Genomic DNA, 17,040 nt, shown 5'->3' on the forward strand with positions numbered 1-17,040 from the left:
AGAAAGGGTCAGAGGGCGAGGCGCCGGGACAGGTCGGACCTGAACACCCCGCGGGGGTCCAGCTCCGCGCGCAGCGCGCGGAAGTCGTCCAGGCGCGGGTACATCGCGGCGAGCAGCTCGGGCCGCAGCCGGGAGTCCTTGGCGAGGTAGACGCGGCCGCCGGCCCCGGCGACCTCCTCGTCGAGCTCGTCGAGGAAGGCACCGAGCCCCGGCAGCCCGGCCGGGACGTCCAGCGCCAGGGTCCAGCCGGGCACCGGGAACGACAGCCAGCCGGGGTCGGCCTGCCCGAAGCGCTTGAGGACGGCCAGGAAGGACGGGCAGCGGTGCGCGGAGATGCGCCGCACGATCCGGCGCAGGGTCTCCTCCCGGCCGTGCCCGACGACGAACTGGTACTGCACGAAGCCGCCGCGGCCGTAGACGCGGTTCCAGTGGGGCACCCCGTCCAGGGGGTGGAAGAAGGTGGAGATCCGCTGGAGCTGCCCGCGGCGCGCACGGGGGGCCCTGCGGTACCAGAGCTCGTTGAACAGGCCCACGCTCGTCCGGTTGAGGAGCCCTTCCGGCAGGAAGGCGGGGGCGGCCGGCAGGCGGGAGGTGCGGAACGCCGTCGGATCGCGCCGGGCGCGGGCGTCCAGCGCGTCCGGCGGGGCGTGGTCCCCGCGGGTGAGCACCGCCCGCCCGGTCGCCGCGCCGCGCGCGAGGAGGTCGATCCAGGCGACCGAGTAGCGGTAGCGGTGGTCGGTGGCCGTCAGACGGGCCATGAGGTCGTCGAGGTCGGTGGCGCGCTCGGTGTCGACCGACATCAGCGCGGTCCCGACCGGCTGGAGCCGCACGGTCGCGGCGAGGATCACCCCGGTCAGGCCCATGCCGCCGGCGGTGGCGTCGAACAGCGGTGTGCCGCGGTCCACGGTGCGGACCCCGCCGTCGGCGGTGAGCAGCTCCAGGGACGGCACGTGCCGGGCGAACGACCCGGACACGTGGTGGTTCTTGCCGTGGATGTCGGCGCCGATCGCCCCGCCGACCGTCACGTAGCGGGTGCCGGGCGTCACCGGCACGAACCAGCCGAGCGGCAGCAGGACCTCCATCAGCCGGTGCAGGGAGACCCCCGCGTCGCACACCACGGTGCCGCCGTCGGCGTCGATGGCGTGGATCCGGTCCAGGCCCGTCATGTCGAGCACGGCGCCGCCCGCGTTCTGCGCCGCGTCGCCGTACGCCCGGCCCAGGCCCCGGGGGATGCCGCCGCGGGCCCCGCAGTCCCGGACGGCCGCCGCGGCCTCCTCGTACGTCCGCGGACGGACCAGACGGGCCGCGGTGGGCGCCGTGCGGCCCCAGCCGGTGACGGTGCCCCACTCGGTGTCGGGAACGGTGTCGGCAGACATGCCGGTGACCGTATCCCCCTTGTGCGAGCGATCAGTTACGAAACATCCCGTCCCTCCCCGAAACGGGTGATTAATGGTATGTCGCCCGATCATGCCGGACTTCACGCCCCGTCGGCGTGAACAGTGAGTCCACATGGACGACCTCGACGACATGGACCACCGGATCGTGACGGCGCTCAGAGCCTGCGGCACGGACCCGCGCGTGGCCGCCGCCGCGCGCACCCTGTCCCGGGCCGGGGAGCACGGTGCGCTGTGGCTCGCGACGGGCCTCGCCGGAGCCGCCGTGGACCGCGGGCGGCGCACGGCGTGGCTGCGCGGCACGGCGCTCACCGCGGGCGCGCACCTGGCCAGCATGGGGGTGAAGCGGATCGTGCGCCGTCCCCGCCCCGCGCACGTCCAGCCGCTGGTGCGCACCGCGGGCCGGCACTCCTTCCCCAGCTCCCACGCCACCTCCGCCGCGGCCGCCGCCGTCGTCTTCGGCGCGCTCGGCGTGCGCGCGGCCTGGCCGCTGGCCGCCGCCGTGTGCGTGTCCCGGCTGGTCGTCGGCGTCCACTACCCGTCCGACGTGGTGGCGGGCGCGGCCCTGGGCGCGCTCACCGCCCGGCTGGGGGCCGACTGGATGCGGGAGGGGACCCGGTGACCGACACGGCCGTCCTGCGGCAGCGCGCCACCGAACAGCCCCCGCGGCCCGCCCCGCCCGGCCGCGGCGGCCTCGCGGGCGGCCTGCTCAGGACCGCGCGGCCGCGCCAGTGGATCAAGAACGTGCTGGTCGTCGCCGCCCCGGCCGCCGCCGGCGAGCTGTTCTCCCGGCACGCCCTGGGCCGGCTCGCCCTGGTCTTCGTCCTGTTCACCGCCTGCGCCGCCGCCGTCTACCTCGTCAACGACGCCCGCGACGCCGAGGCCGACCGCGCCCACCCGGTCAAACGCCACCGCCCGGTCGCCGCCGGGCAGGTCCCCGTCCCGGTCGCCTACGCCGTCGGCGGCGCCCTGGGCGTCCTCGCGCCCGTCCTCGCGGCCCGGCTGTGTCCACCGGCCGTCACCGCCCTGCTGGTCGCCTACCTGGCGATGCAACTGGCGTACTGCGTCAGCCTCAAGCACGTGCTGGTCGTCGATCTCGCCGTCGTCACCACCGGGTTCCTGATGCGGGCCATGGTCGGCGGGCTCGCGCTGGACATCCCGCTGTCGCGCTGGTTCCTCATCACCACCGGTTTCGGCGCCCTGTTCATGGTCTCCGCCAAGCGCTACAGCGAGGCCGTGCAGATGGCCGGCGAGGCGGGCGCCACCCGTGCGCTGCTCACCGAGTACACCACCGGCTACCTGCGTTTCGTCTGGCAGCTCGCGGCCGGCGTCGCCGTCCTCGGCTACTGCCTGTGGGCCATGGAGGAGGGCGGTGTCCCGCACACCAGCGTGCTGCCCTGGCGGCAGCTGTCCATGGTCGCCTTCATCCTCGCCGTGCTGCGCTACGCCGTCTTCGCCGACCGCGGCACGGCCGGCGAGCCCGAGGACGTCGTCCTGCGCGACCGGGCCCTGGCACTGATCGGCCTGGTGTGGCTGGCGATGTACGGCCTGGCGGTGGCCAATTGGTAGCCGGCCGGCGCGAACTGGTGGGCTTCGCCCTGGCCGGGCTCCTCGCCTACGCCGTCGACCTCGGGCTCTTCACCGTCCTGCGCGGCCCCGCCGGCCTCGGCCCGCTCACCGCCAAGTCCCTGTCCTTCGTCGCCGGCTGCTCCGTGGCCTACGCGGGCAACGCCCTGGGCACCTACCGGCACGCCCGCCCGCGCGGACTGCGTCCGTACCTCGTGTTCTTCGCCGTGAACGCCGCCGGGGCCGCCGTGCAGCTGCTGTGCCTGGCCGTCAGCCACTACGGCCTCGGTCTCACCTCGCAGCGCGCCGACACGGTCTCCGGCGCGGGAATCGGCATGGCGCTGGCCACCATCCTGCGTTTCTGGGGCACACGGACACTGGTCTTCCGCTCCGGGAAGACACCCGGCCGCCGGCCGGGATCATGGACCGGGACGACCGGGGGCAGCGTCGGATCATGGACTGGCTGAAGAAGCTCCCCGTGGTGGGGCCGTGGATCGCCCGGCTGATGACCACGCACGCGTGGCGGTCGTACGAGCGGCTGGACCGGGTCAAGTGGACGCGGCTGGCCGCCGCGATGACGTTCACCAGCTTCGTCGCGCTCTTCCCGCTGCTCAGCCTCGCCGCCGCCGTCGCGGCCGCCACGCTCAGCCAGAAGCAGCAGGACCGGCTCCAGGACAAGATCGCCGAGCAGGTGCCGGGCATCTCCGGCCAGCTCGACATCCAGGGCCTGGTCGACAACGCCGGCACGGTCGGCCTCATCGCCGGCCTCCTGCTGCTCTTCACCGGCATAGGCTGGGTCGACGCCACCCGGGGCTGTCTGCGCGCCGTCTGGGAGGTGCCGGACGAGGAGGAGAACCCGCTCCTGCACCGGGCCAAGGACGCGGGTGTCCTCGTCGGCCTGGGCGGCGCGCTCCTGGTCACCGTCGGCATCTCCACCGTCGCCTCGGCGCTGGTCGGCTGGATCATCCGCCAGCTCGGCATCGCCGAGGGCGGCTTCGGCAGCGTCCTGCTGCACATCGCCGCCGTCGCCGTCGCCGTCCTCGCCGACTTCCTCCTGCTGCTGTACGTGCTGACCCTGCTCCCCGGCGTCCAGCCGGGCCGCCGCCGCCTGGTGGTGGCCGCCCTGATCGGCGCGGTCGGCTTCGAACTGCTCAAGCTGCTGCTGAGCGGCTACATGCAGGGCGTCGCCACGAAGAGCATGTACGGCGCCTTCGGCGTCCCGGTCGCCCTGCTGCTGTGGATCAACTTCACCTCGAAGCTGGTGCTGTTCTGCGCCGCCTGGACGGCGACGGGCAGCAAGGCCGAGGAGCTCACGGACGGGACCGGCGGCGCACCAGCTCCGGCAGCGGCCAGCGACGATTGACCAGGAACGCCCCGCCGGTCAGCAGCACCAGCACCCCGGCGGCGATGCCGGCCGCGATCCCGACGCCGGTGGAGCCGTCCGCGGCCGGGGCGCCCGCCACGGGCTTCGTCCCCATGACGGCCTTCCCGCCCGCGCCCCCGGCCTGACCCGAGTCGTCGGGTTCCGCGCTCGCCGCCACCGCGCTCCTCGGCGGCACCAGCTCACCGACCGGCCTCACCTTGCCGGCCGCCTGGAAACCCCAGTCGAACAGCCGGGCGGTCTCCTTGTAGACCTCGTTGTGCTCCTTCTTCGCCGGGTTCATCACGGTGACCAGCAGCACCCTGCCGTCGCGCTCGGCGACCCCGGTGAAGGTGGCGCCCGCGTTCGTGGTGTTGCCGTTCTTCACCCCGGCGATGCCGGGGTAGACGGCTATGTCCGGGTCGCCCCGCAGCAGCCGGTTGGTGTTCTGGATCTCGAAGGACTTGCGGTACGCCTTGCCCTTCTTGTCCTTGGCCGTCTCGCCCGGGAACTTCGCGCGGACCGTCGAGGCGTACTCGCGGAAGTCCTTCTTCTGCAGCCCCGAGCGGGCGAACAGCGTCAGGTCGTACGCGGAGGAGACCTGGTGCGGCGCGTCGTAGCCGTCGGGGCTGACCACGGTCGTGTCGAGGGCCTGGAGCTCCGCGGCGTGCTCGTTCATCTCCGCCACGGTCCTGTCGACCCCGCCGTTCATCGCCGACAGCACGTGCACGGCGTCGTTGCCCGACATCAGGAAGACGCCGCGCCAGAGATCCTCGACGGTGTAGGTCTCCTCCTCCTTGACGCCGACCAGGCTGGACCCGGCGCCGACGCCGGCCAGGTCGGACACCGCCACCCTGTGCCGCGTGGTCTTCGGCCACTTCGGCAGCAGCGTGTCGGCGAACAGCATCTTCAGGGTGCTCGCCGGGGCCAGGCGCCAGTGCGCGTTGTGCGAGGCGAGCACGTCGCCGGTCTCGGCGTCGGCCACGATCCAGGACCGGGCGGTGAGGTCCTTGGGCAGGACGGGGGCCCCGCCCGCGAGATCGACCTGCGTCCCGGGCCGCCCGAGCCGCGTGCCGCCCACGGAGGACATCGACGCCGGGGGAGTGGCCGTGGGACTCGCCGTGGGGCTCGGGGCGGCGAGCGCGGCGGGCGCGAGGAGGGTGAGCGCGGTCAGGGCGGCGGCGGTGACCGGCAGGGAACGCCGGACTGTCTTCATGGATGCGGGCACGAGCGGCAACGTACCGCCCGCCACCGGCGTCCTCCCACCCCGCTCCCCACCCCGCGAACGGAACCGGACATCCGGCGGCGATACTGGGTTCATGAAGCTCAGCCGCCCCGTCTCCTGGTTCCTGCTCGCCTTCGGGGTGTGGAGCTGGATCATCTGGATCACTTTCGTCAAAAACCTGGTCAAGGACGGCAGCGGGCTGGCCTTCGAGGACGGCGACCCCACGGCGTACTTCTGGGTGCACCTGCTGCTCGCGGTCGTCTCCTTCGTATTGGGGACGGTCGTCGGGGCCATCGGGTTGCGCGGCGTGCGCGCACTGCGCCGAACGTCATAACGTCACCGACGTCACAACTGAGGGGATCCGACGGCATGGTGGTCGTCATCGCGCTGGTCGCAGTGGTCGTGCTGGGCGTGGTCGTGCTGGCGAACCGGTACGTGTGGCTGCGCCTGTTCCGCGACACCACCCGGGGCCCCGGCCCCGTCCGCCGCGCGGGTGCGGTGGTGATCACCGGGGGCTGGGTGCTGGCCGTCGGCGCGCTGGTCGCCGAGCGCACGGGCGCCCCCTTCTGGCTCCAGCGCGTCCTGGCCTGGCCCGGCTTCCTGTGGCTGGCCCTGTCGATATACCTGCTGCTGGCGGTGCTCGCGGGCGAGGCCGTACGGCCGCTGCTGCGCAGGTTCCTGGAGCGTCGGGCAGCCGCGAAGCCGGCGGAGCCGGACGAGCTGCCGGTGCCGGCCCCGGCCGCGGACCCGGAGCGCATGCCGGCGGGCTCCGTGCCGCCCGGCACACCCTCCGCGGAGTCCGAGCCGCCCGCCGCCGCGCCCGCGCCCACGCCGCCGGGCTCCCTCGCCGTCCCCTCGCGCCGCCTGTTCGTCTCCCGCGTCGTCGCCGGCGCCGCCGCCGCGGCGGCCGTCGGGACGGTCGCCGGCGGCACCTACGGCGTGCTGCGCGGCCCGAAGGTGAAGCGGGTCACCGTGCCGCTGGCCAAACTGCCGCGCGCGGCGCACGGTTTCCGCATCGCCGTGGTCAGCGACATCCACCTCGGCCCGGTGCTGGGCCGGGGCTTCGCGCAGACGGTCGTCGACACGATCAACTCCACGCAGCCCGACCTCGTCGCCGTCGTCGGCGACCTGGTGGACGGCAGCGTGAAGGACCTCGGCCCCGCGGCCGCCCCGCTCGCGCAGCTCCGGGCCCGGCACGGCGCGTACTTCGTCACCGGCAACCACGAGTACTTCTCCGGCGCCGAGCAGTGGGTCGCCGAGGTACGGCGGCTCGGCCTCATCCCGCTGGAGAACGCCCGCACCGAACTGCCCCACTTCGACCTGGCCGGCGTCAACGACGTGGCGGGCGAGGACGAGGGCCAGGGCCCCGACTACGCCCGCGCCCTCGGCGACCGCGACCGGGCCCGCGCCTGCGTGCTGCTCGCCCACCAGCCGGTGCAGATCCACGACGCCGTCGACCACGGCGTCGACCTCCAGCTCTCCGGCCACACCCACGGCGGCCAGCTCTGGCCCGGCAACCTGATCGCGGGCGTCGCCAACCCGACCCTGGCGGGCCTGGAGCGCTACGGCGACACCCAGCTCTACGTCAGCCGGGGCGCGGGCGCCTGGGGCCCGCCCACGCGGGTGGGCGCGCCGTCGGACATCACGGTGATCGAGCTGGCGTCCCGTCAGGCCTGACGGGAGGGCTTCCCGGCCGCGGGGTCGGGAAGCGCCTTCGTCATGCCGGGCAGGAAGTCCGTGAACAGCTCGTGCACCTCGCGCACCAGCGGGCGCAGCACCCGGAACCGGGCCAGCGCGACGCCCCGGGCGGTGATCCGGGCGCCGCGCTCGGCGAGCCGGTAGCTGCGCTCGCGGCCCTCGGTGCGGTCGAAGATCCAGTACAGGACGAGGCCCATTTGGGAGAGCCACATCAGCTCCGGCAGGATGTCCCGCAGTTCCTCCGGCACCTTGGTCTTCGTGCCGGCCAGCACCGAGCGGTGGACGCTGATGGCCTCCACGCGCGCGTGCTCCGACTCCGGGGAGAAGGGGCTGAGCGGGCTGTCCGGGTCGGCGGCGTTCTTGAAGAACTGCACCGCGAACTCGTGGTACGGCGTCGCGATGTCCAGCCACACCTTCAGCACGCCGGCGAGCCGCGCCTCCAGGTCGGTCTCCCGCGCCAGGACCTCCCGGACCGCCGCCTGGTGCTCGGCGGCGATCCGGTCGTAGAAGCCCTGGATCAGGTGCTCCTTGCCCGCGAAGTAGTAGTAGGCGTTGCCGACGGAGACGCCGGCCTCCTGGGCGATGGCCCGCATGGTCGTCCGGTCGTAGCCGCGTTCCTGGAACAGCCGCATGGCCGTCTCCAGGATCAGCGCGCGGGTCTGCTCGGACTTGCTGAGGGGGGCACCGTCGTCGGGGCCGTCGTTCTTCGCAGGCACAGGAAGAGAGCCTAACGAGTGGCGCAGGCGCCGTCGTCGCAGCCCGGTCCGGTGTACAGCCAGCCGAGCCCCGGCTCGTACACCCAGCCGTCCGCGCGCCGGTAGCCGTTGCCGCCCCAGCGCTGCCGGGTGTCGCGCCACCTGGCGGCGGCCAGGACGGCGCCGCGGGCCAGCCGGGCCCCGGCGGGGGTGCTGAGCCGGTGGGCGAGCGGGCGGTGTGCGCGCAGGGCCCACAGGACGACGATCCAGGCCGCGGCGCCCAGGTACACCTGCCCGGCGTCGCCGACGACGGTGACCTCGTCGAGGGAGGTGCCGTGGTCCAGGCCGGGGAACCGTCGCCGGGCCTCCTCCGACCCCGCCGGGACCGGCTCCAGCGGCACCAGCCGCGGCTGCCGCAGCAGCCAGTCCCGTACATGGGTGCACAGGGAGCACTCGGCGTCGTAGAGGACGGTGAGCCGGCGCACGGGGGCGCCGGCCGTCCCGGGGGCGGGAGCCATCGGCTCAGGCCCCGGCCGTCGGGGCCACCCAGCCCTGCGGCGGGACCGGCGGCACCTGCTCCCGCTCCATCACCCCGCGCCGCCGGATGCGGTTGAGCACGTACACGTTGCCGAGGTGCATCACGCCGAGCACCAGCAGCACCACGCCCACCTTGGTCGACAGCGCCTCGAAGATGCCCCGGGTGTCGGTGATCGTCCCGTCGCCGCTGAGGTACAGGGCGACGAAACCGAGGTTGACGAGGTAGAAGCCGACCACCAGCAGGTGGTTCACGGCGTCGGCGAGCTTCTCGTTGCCGTGCAGGACGTCGGCGAGGAAGACCCGGCCGTTGCGGCTGAGCGTGCGGGCCACCCAGACGGTCAGACCGATGCTGACGACCAGGTAGATGACGTAGGCGATGACGGTGCGGTCCATGCCCCACCCCTTCTTGAACGCGTTCAAAACGCTGACGGGACTGACTGTAGACCCGCTTTTGAACGTGTTCAACTCAAGGGTGGAGTGGCCCGCGTCACGGGGCGGCGGTCACGGCCGGCGGCCGAGCTCCGGGCGCTTGGAGTAGTCGGTGAGGCCCACGACGTTGCCCCAGGGGTCGGCGAACTCGACGGTCCAGCCGGTGGCGACGGGGAACGGCTCGTCCAGCGGTGCGATGCCCGCGTCGCGCAGCGCCCGGGCCGCCGTGCGCGCGTCGGGCACCTCCAGCCACACCCGCGCGGAGGGCCACGGCGGCGGGCGCCGCCCGAACTCCTCCTCCGCCCGCAGCAGGACGCCCGGCGTCTCGCCGCCGACCTTCAGCAGCGCGATCCCGGCCTCGTCGAGCCGGAAGGCCACCGGGAAACCGGCCCGCTCGTAGAAGCCGACGGCCTCACCGAGGTCGCCGACGGGCAGCAGCACGTTGTCGAACCCGAGCAGTTCGTACGACTCGTCATCTGACATGGCGTCAGGCTAGGACGGTCATCGTCCGGAACGGCTGATTGTCATTCCTCGTGGGGCGCGCTCTTCGCCCGTCCGGCGGCAAGGACCCCCGGCGGCGTTCACCTCATGGGGTGGCACATGCCAAAGGGCCCCGCTTCCGGGGGAAGCGGGGCCCTCACCGGCCTACGGCGGCGAACCGGCGGACGTCAGAAGCGGCGCGTGATCAGCGCCCGCTTCACCTCCGCGATCGCCTTCGTGACCTCGATGCCGCGCGGGCAGGCGTCCGTGCAGTTGAAGGTCGTGCGGCAGCGCCAGACGCCGTCACGGTCGTTGAGGATCTCCAGCCGCTGCTCGCCGGCCTCGTCACGCGAGTCGAAGATGAAGCGGTGGGCGTTGACGATGGCCGCCGGGCCGAAGTACTGCCCGTCGTTCCAGAACACCGGGCACGAGGACGTGCACGCGGCGCACAGGATGCACTTCGTCGTGTCGTCGAAGCGCTCGCGGTCCTCGGCGGACTGCAGGCGCTCGCGCGTCGGCTCGTTGGTGTCCTTCGTGATCAGGAAGGGCATCACGTCCCGGTACGCCTGGAAGAACGGCTCCATGTCGACGACCAGGTCCTTGAGGACCGTCAGGCCCTTGATGGCCTCGACCGTGATCGGCTTCTCGGGGCTGATGTCCTTGATCAGCGTCTTGCAGGCCAGCCGGTTCTTGCCGTTGATCCGCATGGCGTCCGACCCGCAGATGCCGTGGGCGCAGGAACGGCGGAAGGTCAGCGTGCCGTCCAGCTCCCACTTGATCTTGTGAAGGGCGTCGAGGACGCGCTCCTTCGGGTCGATCTCCAGCTGGAAGTCCTGCCAGGTCGCCTCCGCCGAGACCTCCGGGTTGAACCGGCGGACGCGCAGGGTGACCGTGATGTACGGGGAGTCGGCGAAGCCGGCCTCGGGGGCCTTGTCGCTCTTCTCCATGACAGGGGTAGCCATCAGTACTTACGCTCCATCGGCTGGTAGCGGGTCTGGACGACCGGCTTGTAGTCCAGACGGATGGACTCGGTGCCGTCGTCGCCCACCTCGCGGTACGCCATGGTGTGGCGCATGAAGTTGACGTCGTCGCGGTTGGGGTAGTCCTCGCGGTAGTGACCGCCGCGGGACTCCTTGCGGGCGAGCGCGGACACCGCCATGACCTCGGCCAGGTCGAGCAGGTTGCCCAGCTCGACGGCCTCCAGCAGGTCGGTGTTGAACCGGCGGCCCTTGTCCTGGATCGCCACGTTCTTGTACCGCTTGCGCAGCTCGGCGATCTTCTCGACGGCCGTCTTGATCGTCTGCTCGGTGCGGAACACCATGACGTTGGCGTCCATGGTCTCCTGCAGCTCGCGGCGCAGTTCGGCCACCCGCTCGGAGCCGGTGGAGGTGCGCAGCCGCTCGATCTGCTCGACGACCAGGGACTCCGGGTTCTCCGGCAGCTCGACGAAGTCCGCCTTCTGGGAGTACTCCGCGGCGGCGATGCCCGCGCGGCGGCCGAAGACGTTGATGTCGAGCAGCGAGTTGGTGCCCAGGCGGTTGGCGCCGTGCACGGACACGCAGGCGACCTCGCCGGCCGCGTACAGACCCGGCACGACGGTGGTGTTGTCCGCGAGGACCTCACCCTCGACGTTGGTCGGGATGCCGCCCATGGCGTAGTGCGCGGTGGGCTGGATCGGGATCGGGTCCGTGTAGGGCTCGATGCCGAGGTAGGTCCGCGCGAACTCCGTGATGTCGGGCAGCTTGGCGTCCAGCTGCTCCGGCGGGAGGTGGGTGAGGTCCAGGTAGACGTGGTCGCCCTCGGGACCGCAGCCGCGGCCCTCGCGGATCTCCGTGTAGATGGAGCGGGAGACGACGTCACGGGACGCGAGGTCCTTCATGACCGGCGCGTACTTCTCCATGAAGCGCTCGCCGTCCTTGTTGCGGAGGATGCCGCCCTCACCGCGGGCGCCCTCCGTCAGCAGGATGCCCATGCGCCAGATGCCGGTCGGGTGGAACTGGAAGAACTCCATGTCCTCCAGCGGCAGCCCGCGCCGGTACACGGCGGCCTGGCCGTCACCGGTCAGCGTGTGCGCGTTGGACGTCACCTTGAAGAACTTGCCGGTGCCGCCGGACGCGTAGATCACGGCCTTCGCCTGGAAGACGTGGATCTCGCCGGTCGCCAGCTCGTACGCGACGACGCCGGCCGACCGCTTGACGCCGTCGACCTCGGTGATCAGCTGGTCCAGGACGTAGAACTCGTTGAAGAACTCCACGCCCTCCTTGACGCAGTTCTGGTACAGCGTCTGGAGGATCATGTGGCCGGTGCGGTCGGCCGCGTAGCAGGACCGGCGGACCGGGGCCTCGCCGTGGTTGCGGCTGTGACCGCCGAAGCGGCGCTGGTCGATGGTGCCGTCCGGGGTCCGGTTGAACGGCAGGCCCATCTTCTCCAGGTCGAGGACCGAGTCGATGGCCTCCTTCGCCAGGATCTCGGCGGCGTCCTGGTCGACCAGGTAGTCACCGCCCTTGACCGTGTCGAAGGTGTGCCACTCCCAGTTGTCCTCCTCCACGTTGGCCAGCGCGGCGGCCATGCCGCCCTGCGCGGCGCCCGTGTGGGAGCGGGTGGGGTAGAGCTTCGTCAGGACGGCGGTGCGGCTGCGCTTGGTCGACTCGATGGCCGCGCGCATGCCGGCGCCACCGGCGCCGACGATGACGGTGTCGTACTTGTGGATCTTCATGATTCTCGCAGCCCCGTGCCTAGCGGATGTTCGGGTCGAAGGTGAAGATCACCAGCGTGCCCAGCAGGATGGTGAACACCGTGGCGGTGTAGAGCAGGCCCTTGAGCCACAGCCGGGTGTTCGCGCGCTCCGCGTAGTCGTTGATGACCGTGCGCAGGCCGTTGCCGCCGTGCAGCATGGCGAGCCAGAGCATCAGCAGGTCCCAGACCTGCCAGAACGGCGAGGCCCAGCGGCCGGCCACGAAGGCGAAGCCGATCTTCGACACGCCGCCGTCCAGCACGAGCTGGATGAGCAGGTGCCCGATGACCAGGACGACCAGCACGACGCCGGACAGGCGCATGAAGAGCCAGGCGGCCATCTCGAAGTTGCCGCGCGTGGACTTCGGGGACTTCTTGGTCCGCTTGCGGGGCGGCTCGATCAGCGGCGCCGGGTTGTCCACGGTGTAGACGGAGGCGCCCGCGCCCTCGACGGGGCCGATGCCGGAGGGGGTGGTTTCAGTGGTCGACATGTGCGTCAGCTCCCGAAGAGTTCACGAGCGGCGTGCCCGAGGACGGGGTAGATCGCCCCGGCCATCAGCACGACCCACAGGGCGACGACGGTCCACAGCATCTGCTTCTGGTAGCGAGCGCCCTTGACCCAGAAGTCGACGGCGATGACACGCAGGCCGTTGAGCGCGTGGAACAGGATGGCGGCGACGAGGCCGTACTCCAGCAGCGCGACGATCGGCGTCTTGTACGTGGCCACGACGGTGTCGTAGGCCTCGGGGGACACGCGGACGAGAGCGGTGTCCAGCACGTGAACGAACAGGAAGAAGAAAATGAGGACGCCGGTGACTCGGTGAGCCACCCAGGACCACATTCCTTCCCGGCCGCGGTACAGCGTTCCAGCCGGCACGGAAGTTTCCTCCGGGAGCGGGGATTGGGGCCGCGCCGGCTTTCCTTGTCGGTCGGGCCCGGCCGGGTACGGTCCACCGGCCCCCAGCATCGTAGCGACGGTTGCCTGTGGTGCTTACGGGGGGCCTGCCTATGTGATCAAAGTTGCACTCAAAGGAGCAGTCGGCCGGCCGCGGGCGGTCACCGGGGCGGCGGTTCGCCCGGATTGCCGGCTGCGGGCCGCCCGAGGCCGCCGGTGGCCCGCTGTGGAGCCGCCGAGGTCACCGCCCCGTGCCCCCGAGGGTGCCGGTCAGCCGGGCCCTGGCCAGGCGCCGGAGCTCCTCGGCCGCCACCAGGCGCTCCTCGTCCGGATCGTTCGCCAATCGTGACCGGATGGCCGCCAGCACGTGGTTCAGCGCCTCGTCGGCGGTCAGGCCGTCCACGCAGATGACGAACGCGTGTCCGAAGCGGGCCTCGTAGGCCGCGGTCGCCGCGCTCAGGGCCGTGTGGGCCGCCGCGTACGTGTCCTCCGGCAGGGCGGGCAGCGCCTCCGACGCCAGGGCCTGCCCCAGCTCCCCCGGGGTCAGGTCGTACGCGGCCTCGTCGGCCGCCGCGAGGAGGGCGGGGAGGTCCGGGTAGGGCCGGTGGGCGGTGAGACGGTGCGCCCAGTCGCGGCTGTTCAGGCAGGTGAGCAGGGTGCGGGCGGCCTCCTCGGCGGGGGCCGTGTTGAAAAGTTCCAGCGAGGCGGGTGGTGCCGGTGCGGCGCGGGTTTGCACCGGCACCGGTATGGCGACTCGGCCGGAGAGATCTGGAAGACGGTGCACAGGCAGCGTGGGTCCTTGTGGGCGTCACGTGTGTGTCGGCAGTGGATTGTGCGAAATATGTGACGACACGTTATCGAGAGAGGGCATCGCATGTCCGTACGCTGCCCGAATTTCACCCGAACGGGAGAGTTTCGGAACATGTGGTGGACGCATGGTGGAGCAGTCGGCCTTAGGTTGGCGCTGTGAGCCAGCACGGACGCCGGGCACCGGCGCGCAAGGTGAGACAGCGGGCCGTGATCGCCGGAGCGGCGGTCGCGGCGCTCGGCGTGGGAGCCGGCCTGTGGGCCGCCGGCGGCGACGGGGACGGCGGGCCCGCGGGTTCGGCGGCGCGCTCCTCCGGCGAGGCGGCCGCCCCCTCCGCCTCGCCCAGCCCCAGTCGCTCGTACGCCCTGTCCAAGGAGCCGCGGACCATACCGGCCGTACGGCAGCACACCGCTGCCCGCGGCCCCGGCTGGCAGCCCGGCCCCGGTCACCGGGTCGTCGTCGCCGACCCGTCCCTCGCCGACGAGGGGCGTCTCGTGGCCGGCGAGCTCGGCATGACGTACGCCGGCGAGCAGGACGACGCGCGCGCCGGGGACCTGCGGCTGGAGGTGAAGGCCGAGAAGGGCGCCGACCCGGAGTCGTACACCATGACGGTGCGCGACGGCCGCGTCGTCGTCAGCGGGCCGGCCGAGGCGGGCGTCTTCTACGGCACCCGCACCCTCAAGCAGGAGGTGGACGGCGGCGGCACCGCGCCCGAGGGCGTCGTGCGGGACGAGCCGGCCAAGCCCAAGCGCGGCTTCATGCTCGACATCGCACGCAAGCACTACGACGCCGCCTGGATCAAGGACCGGGTGCGCGAGCTGGGCGACCTGAAGTACAACGAGCTGGGCCTGCACTTCTCCGACGACCAGGCCTTCCGCATCGAGTCCGACTCGCACCCGGAGATCGTCTCCGAGGACCACCTGACCAAGGCCGAGATCAAGGAGATCACCGACCTCGCCGCCTCCCGGCACATCACCGTCGTCCCCGAGATCGACTCGCCGGGCCACCTCGGCGCGGTGATCGCCGCGCACCCCGACCTGCAACTGCGCAACGTCCGGGGCACGGCCACGCGCGGCGCGATCGACATCTCCAAGCCGGAGGCCGCGCAGATCGTCGACGACCTGCTGGACGAGTACGCCGATCTCTTCCCGGGCTCCCAGTTCCACCTGGGCGCCGACGAGTACCAGGCGCTCGTGGTGCCGGACCCCGAGGCGTCCTACCCGACGCTGGCCGCCGCCGCCCGCGAGGCCTACGGTTCCGGCGGCACCGTCGCCGACCTCACCACCGGATGGCTCAACGGCCGCGCCAGGACCGTGATGGCCCACGACCGCACCCCGCGCGCCTGGAACGACGGCTTCTTCAAGGACACGTCCGTCGAACCCCTGAAGGACATCAAGGCCGCCTACTGGACCGGCAAGGAGATCGGCGCCCGGCCGCCCACGGCCTACCTGAGCGCGGGGCGCCAGGTCCTCAACTACAACGACGAGTTCCTCTACTACGTCCTCGGTGAGCCGCAGACCTTCGTCTACCCGACCGGCGAGCGCATCTACGAGCAGTGGACCCCGCGCGTCCTGCGGGGCACGACGGCCGTCGACGCCAAGTACGACGACCAGATCCTCGGCGGCAGCTTCGCGGTCTGGGGCGACATCCCGGGCGCCCAGACCCAGGCCCAGGTCGCGGCAGGCATCCGGCTGCCGCTGGCGGCGACCGTCCAGAAGCTGTGGGACCCGGACAGGCCCGAGCTGTCCTGGGCGGACTTCAAGGCGCTGGCGGGCCGGCTCGACTGACCCGGTCCGTGCCGGATCGCCCCATACGGCTGCGGACCCCCGGGGGCCTGTGGTGATGTGTGGGCGAGCCGACCGACACGCCGGGGGGAGCCGGGACATGGGCTACTGGGGGTATTTCGTCGTGGGCCGCGCCGAGCGGCCGCTCGCGGAGCTGGACGCCCTGGCGGGCGCCCCGGACATGACGCTGCGGGTGTCCGCGCCGGAGCCTGGCAGGTCTGGGAGTACCCGGGCGGCGACGGCGACGTCGGCAACATGCACGACCTGGCCGCGCAGACCGGCGCGCCCGCGCTGTTCGGCTACGTCATGGACAGCGACTGCGTGGTCGTGGAGGCGGCGGCGCCCGTCGGCGGGGCGTGGACGACCTGTCTGGTGCGGGCCGCGATGGCCGCGTACCTCGGCGCCGGGAACGAGGGGCTCACGCTGGAGGACTACTTCCTCGATCCCCCGGACGCCGTCGGGCGGGCCGTCGCCTGGGCCGCCGAGGCCGGACGCACGGCGGACGCCGGTGGGCTGGCCGACGTGCTGACCTCCGGACCGGGGGACGGCGCGGCCCTCCGCCCGGGCTCCGCGTCCGGCAGGGCGCCGGTGGCCGAGGACCTCTTCTTCCGGTTCCTCGACCGGCTCGGCGTGGTGCCGCTGTGACACGCGGGGCCCGACGCACGCAGTAAGGGGAAATGCGGACTCCGTGGCGGACAGCGGGCCGGAGCGGCAGGGTCGAGGAGGCGCCGGATGAGTCTGGTGGAACTGATCGCGCAGGCCGACGCACGCGGGCTCGCCGCGAGCGGACTGGCCTGTCTGGACCGCTGCCTGCCCCTGCTGGACGGAGACGACGACGTGTTGCGGCCGCTGTGGGCGACCCTCGCCGACGCGGACGTGACCGGCAGCGGGCCCGCCTGGGCCGGGGCCTGGGACCAGGCACGCGGCAGGCTCGCCGGGCCCGGCGCGGCCGGCGAGGACGAGGCCGTCCTGCTGGCCCGGCGGATGCTGGACGCCGCCCCGCCGGGGCGCTCGGCCGCCGAGGTACGGGCCTGGGCCGACGCCTGCTCCGTGGCCTCGCTGCGGATCCACCGGCTCCTCGACCCCGCCACGGAGGACACCGGCGGTGCCGGCGCCGGCCGTGAGGAGCCCACGCAGGGCGAGGCGCCGCTGGTCGCCGCCGAGCTGCGCCGCCAGGTCAGCGTCCTCGAACTGCTCGCGGGCCACGGCCCGGCCGGACTCCGCGGCGCCCTGGACGTGTCCACGGAGGGACGGCGGGTGCTGCGGGCGGTGGTCTCCCGCCGGGCGCGCGGCCGGGGCTGACGGCCCGCCGGGCTGTGACCGTCCTGCGTGGACGGCGCGGCGGTCGTGCGGCGGACGTGGTGACGGTGGGGCGGTCCTGCGCCGGTTGCGGAACCACCGCCGTGACCCTGTGACGGAACGCCGCCGGACGACGC

At 72.7% G+C, this 17,040-nt stretch carries 19 protein-coding genes and 1 pseudogene; 9 read left to right on the forward strand and 11 right to left on the reverse strand.

The window, feature by feature from the left end; translation table 11 throughout:
* Positions 1 to 8: 8 nt before the first annotated feature.
* A complete protein-coding gene (locus AC0VYN_RS03995) occupies positions 9 to 1,376 on the reverse strand; it encodes an FAD-binding oxidoreductase (RefSeq protein WP_475534799.1) in 1,368 nt (455 codons plus the stop codon).
* A 133-nt stretch (positions 1,377 to 1,509) separates the two neighbouring features.
* Between AC0VYN_RS03995 and AC0VYN_RS04000 the strand changes: the two genes are divergently transcribed.
* Genes AC0VYN_RS04000 through AC0VYN_RS04015 form a run of 4 tightly spaced genes read left to right on the forward strand, consistent with a single transcriptional unit; the run spans position 1,510 to position 4,323 of the window.
* On the forward strand, positions 1,510 to 2,016 hold the full coding sequence (locus AC0VYN_RS04000; RefSeq protein ID WP_475534800.1) for a phosphatase PAP2 family protein: 507 nt from the start codon (positions 1,510 to 1,512) through the stop codon (positions 2,014 to 2,016).
* A complete protein-coding gene (locus tag AC0VYN_RS04005; RefSeq protein ID WP_475534801.1) occupies positions 2,013 to 2,963 on the forward strand; it encodes a decaprenyl-phosphate phosphoribosyltransferase in 951 nt (316 codons plus the stop codon). The genes AC0VYN_RS04000 and AC0VYN_RS04005 overlap by 4 nt, the downstream gene beginning before the upstream one ends.
* Positions 2,957 to 3,427 carry a GtrA family protein gene (locus AC0VYN_RS04010; RefSeq protein ID WP_475534802.1) on the forward strand — a complete coding sequence of 157 codons (471 nt, stop codon included), beginning with the start codon at positions 2,957 to 2,959 and terminating at the stop codon, positions 3,425 to 3,427. Before AC0VYN_RS04005 ends, AC0VYN_RS04010 begins: the two co-directional genes overlap by 7 nt.
* Entirely contained in the window at positions 3,415 to 4,323 is a 909-nt protein-coding gene (locus AC0VYN_RS04015) for a YihY/virulence factor BrkB family protein (RefSeq protein ID WP_475534803.1), read from the forward strand. The genes AC0VYN_RS04010 and AC0VYN_RS04015 overlap by 13 nt, the downstream gene beginning before the upstream one ends.
* Here the strand turns inward: AC0VYN_RS04015 and AC0VYN_RS04020 are convergent.
* A complete protein-coding gene (locus AC0VYN_RS04020) occupies positions 4,271 to 5,548 on the reverse strand; it encodes a D-alanyl-D-alanine carboxypeptidase family protein (protein ID WP_475534804.1) in 1,278 nt (425 codons plus the stop codon). The genes AC0VYN_RS04015 and AC0VYN_RS04020 overlap by 53 nt on opposite strands.
* Positions 5,549 to 5,639: 91 nt before the next feature.
* On the opposite strand from AC0VYN_RS04020, the gene AC0VYN_RS04025 reads away from it, so the two are divergent.
* Both AC0VYN_RS04025 and AC0VYN_RS04030 read left to right on the forward strand, forming a co-directional pair.
* The gene (locus AC0VYN_RS04025) at positions 5,640 to 5,879 is read left to right on the forward strand and encodes an SCO4848 family membrane protein (protein ID WP_451691092.1); all 240 of its coding nucleotides are present in this window, start codon (positions 5,640 to 5,642) and stop codon (positions 5,877 to 5,879) included.
* 35 nt (positions 5,880 to 5,914) lie between these two features.
* On the forward strand, positions 5,915 to 7,222 hold the full coding sequence (locus AC0VYN_RS04030) for a metallophosphoesterase (protein WP_475534805.1): 1,308 nt from the start codon (positions 5,915 to 5,917) through the stop codon (positions 7,220 to 7,222).
* Here the strand turns inward: AC0VYN_RS04030 and AC0VYN_RS04035 are convergent.
* From AC0VYN_RS04035 to AC0VYN_RS04075, 9 genes are all read right to left on the reverse strand, one after another.
* On the reverse strand, positions 7,213 to 7,959 hold the full coding sequence (locus tag AC0VYN_RS04035) for a TetR/AcrR family transcriptional regulator (protein WP_386920578.1): 747 nt from the start codon (positions 7,957 to 7,959) through the stop codon (positions 7,213 to 7,215). The genes AC0VYN_RS04030 and AC0VYN_RS04035 overlap by 10 nt on opposite strands.
* A gap of 11 nt (positions 7,960 to 7,970) precedes the next feature.
* Positions 7,971 to 8,456, reverse strand: coding sequence for a thiol-disulfide oxidoreductase DCC family protein (locus tag AC0VYN_RS04040; RefSeq protein ID WP_475534806.1), 486 nt, complete (start codon positions 8,454 to 8,456; stop codon positions 7,971 to 7,973).
* Positions 8,457 to 8,460: 4 nt separating this feature from the next.
* The gene (locus AC0VYN_RS04045) at positions 8,461 to 8,868 is read right to left on the reverse strand and encodes a hypothetical protein (RefSeq protein ID WP_475534807.1); all 408 of its coding nucleotides are present in this window, start codon (positions 8,866 to 8,868) and stop codon (positions 8,461 to 8,463) included.
* 108 nt (positions 8,869 to 8,976) lie between these two features.
* Positions 8,977 to 9,387, reverse strand: a complete 411-nt coding sequence (locus AC0VYN_RS04050; protein ID WP_451629279.1) for a VOC family protein — start codon at positions 9,385 to 9,387, stop codon at positions 8,977 to 8,979.
* A 185-nt stretch (positions 9,388 to 9,572) separates the two neighbouring features.
* Entirely contained in the window at positions 9,573 to 10,346 is a 774-nt protein-coding gene (locus AC0VYN_RS04055) for a succinate dehydrogenase iron-sulfur subunit (RefSeq protein WP_385463104.1), read from the reverse strand.
* Positions 10,346 to 12,100 carry a succinate dehydrogenase flavoprotein subunit gene (sdhA, locus tag AC0VYN_RS04060; RefSeq protein ID WP_475534808.1) on the reverse strand — a complete coding sequence of 585 codons (1,755 nt, stop codon included), beginning with the start codon at positions 12,098 to 12,100 and terminating at the stop codon, positions 10,346 to 10,348. The genes AC0VYN_RS04055 and sdhA overlap by 1 nt, the downstream gene beginning before the upstream one ends.
* 19 nt (positions 12,101 to 12,119) lie before the next feature.
* Entirely contained in the window at positions 12,120 to 12,608 is a 489-nt protein-coding gene (locus AC0VYN_RS04065; protein WP_385463110.1) for a succinate dehydrogenase hydrophobic membrane anchor subunit, read from the reverse strand.
* A gap of 5 nt (positions 12,609 to 12,613) precedes the next feature.
* Positions 12,614 to 12,994 carry a succinate dehydrogenase, cytochrome b556 subunit gene (gene sdhC, locus AC0VYN_RS04070; protein ID WP_385463113.1) on the reverse strand — a complete coding sequence of 127 codons (381 nt, stop codon included), beginning with the start codon at positions 12,992 to 12,994 and terminating at the stop codon, positions 12,614 to 12,616.
* A 259-nt stretch (positions 12,995 to 13,253) separates the two neighbouring features.
* Complete coding sequence (locus tag AC0VYN_RS04075; RefSeq protein ID WP_475534809.1) at positions 13,254 to 13,748, reverse strand: 2-oxo-4-hydroxy-4-carboxy-5-ureidoimidazoline decarboxylase; 495 nt, start codon at positions 13,746 to 13,748, stop codon at positions 13,254 to 13,256.
* A gap of 230 nt (positions 13,749 to 13,978) precedes the next feature.
* Here AC0VYN_RS04075 and AC0VYN_RS04080 point away from each other — a divergent pair, with 230 nt between their 5' ends.
* The 3 genes and pseudogenes from AC0VYN_RS04080 to AC0VYN_RS04090 all read left to right on the forward strand — a co-directional run bounded on the left by AC0VYN_RS04080 (position 13,979) and on the right by AC0VYN_RS04090 (position 16,906).
* The gene (locus tag AC0VYN_RS04080; RefSeq protein ID WP_475534810.1) at positions 13,979 to 15,607 is read left to right on the forward strand and encodes a beta-N-acetylhexosaminidase; all 1,629 of its coding nucleotides are present in this window, start codon (positions 13,979 to 13,981) and stop codon (positions 15,605 to 15,607) included.
* Positions 15,608 to 15,704: 97 nt separating this feature from the next.
* A pseudogene (locus tag AC0VYN_RS04085) lies at positions 15,705 to 16,249 on the forward strand (hypothetical protein).
* An 87-nt stretch (positions 16,250 to 16,336) separates the two neighbouring features.
* Positions 16,337 to 16,906 (forward strand): hypothetical protein, encoded by a 570-nt coding sequence (locus AC0VYN_RS04090; protein WP_475534811.1) that lies wholly within the window; start codon positions 16,337 to 16,339, stop codon positions 16,904 to 16,906.
* Positions 16,907 to 17,040: the final 134 nt, after the last annotated feature.

The organism is Streptomyces sp. 63XJN7_1_ISO-PGPR-S23-121, assembly GCF_056173025.1.

What these genes read in the sequence shown, in the direction of transcription:
- AC0VYN_RS03995 (WP_475534799.1), bottom strand. Translation starts at nt 1,376, where the DNA reads ATGTCTGCCGACACCGTTCCCGACACCGAGTGGGGCACCGTCACCGGC.
- AC0VYN_RS04000 (WP_475534800.1), top strand. Translation starts at nt 1,510, where the DNA reads ATGGACGACCTCGACGACATGGACCACCGGATCGTGACGGCGCTCAGA.
- AC0VYN_RS04015 (WP_475534803.1), top strand. Translation starts at nt 3,415, where the DNA reads ATGGACTGGCTGAAGAAGCTCCCCGTGGTGGGGCCGTGGATCGCCCGG.
- AC0VYN_RS04025 (WP_451691092.1), top strand. Translation starts at nt 5,640, where the DNA reads ATGAAGCTCAGCCGCCCCGTCTCCTGGTTCCTGCTCGCCTTCGGGGTG.
- AC0VYN_RS04030 (WP_475534805.1), top strand. Translation starts at nt 5,915, where the DNA reads ATGGTGGTCGTCATCGCGCTGGTCGCAGTGGTCGTGCTGGGCGTGGTC.
- AC0VYN_RS04040 (WP_475534806.1), bottom strand. Translation starts at nt 8,456, where the DNA reads ATGGCTCCCGCCCCCGGGACGGCCGGCGCCCCCGTGCGCCGGCTCACC.
- AC0VYN_RS04045 (WP_475534807.1), bottom strand. Translation starts at nt 8,868, where the DNA reads ATGGACCGCACCGTCATCGCCTACGTCATCTACCTGGTCGTCAGCATC.
- AC0VYN_RS04050 (WP_451629279.1), bottom strand. Translation starts at nt 9,387, where the DNA reads ATGTCAGATGACGAGTCGTACGAACTGCTCGGGTTCGACAACGTGCTG.
- AC0VYN_RS04055 (WP_385463104.1), bottom strand. Translation starts at nt 10,346, where the DNA reads ATGGCTACCCCTGTCATGGAGAAGAGCGACAAGGCCCCCGAGGCCGGC.
- sdhA (WP_475534808.1), bottom strand. Translation starts at nt 12,100, where the DNA reads ATGAAGATCCACAAGTACGACACCGTCATCGTCGGCGCCGGTGGCGCC.
- AC0VYN_RS04065 (WP_385463110.1), bottom strand. Translation starts at nt 12,608, where the DNA reads ATGTCGACCACTGAAACCACCCCCTCCGGCATCGGCCCCGTCGAGGGC.
- AC0VYN_RS04090 (WP_475534811.1), top strand. Translation starts at nt 16,337, where the DNA reads ATGAGTCTGGTGGAACTGATCGCGCAGGCCGACGCACGCGGGCTCGCC.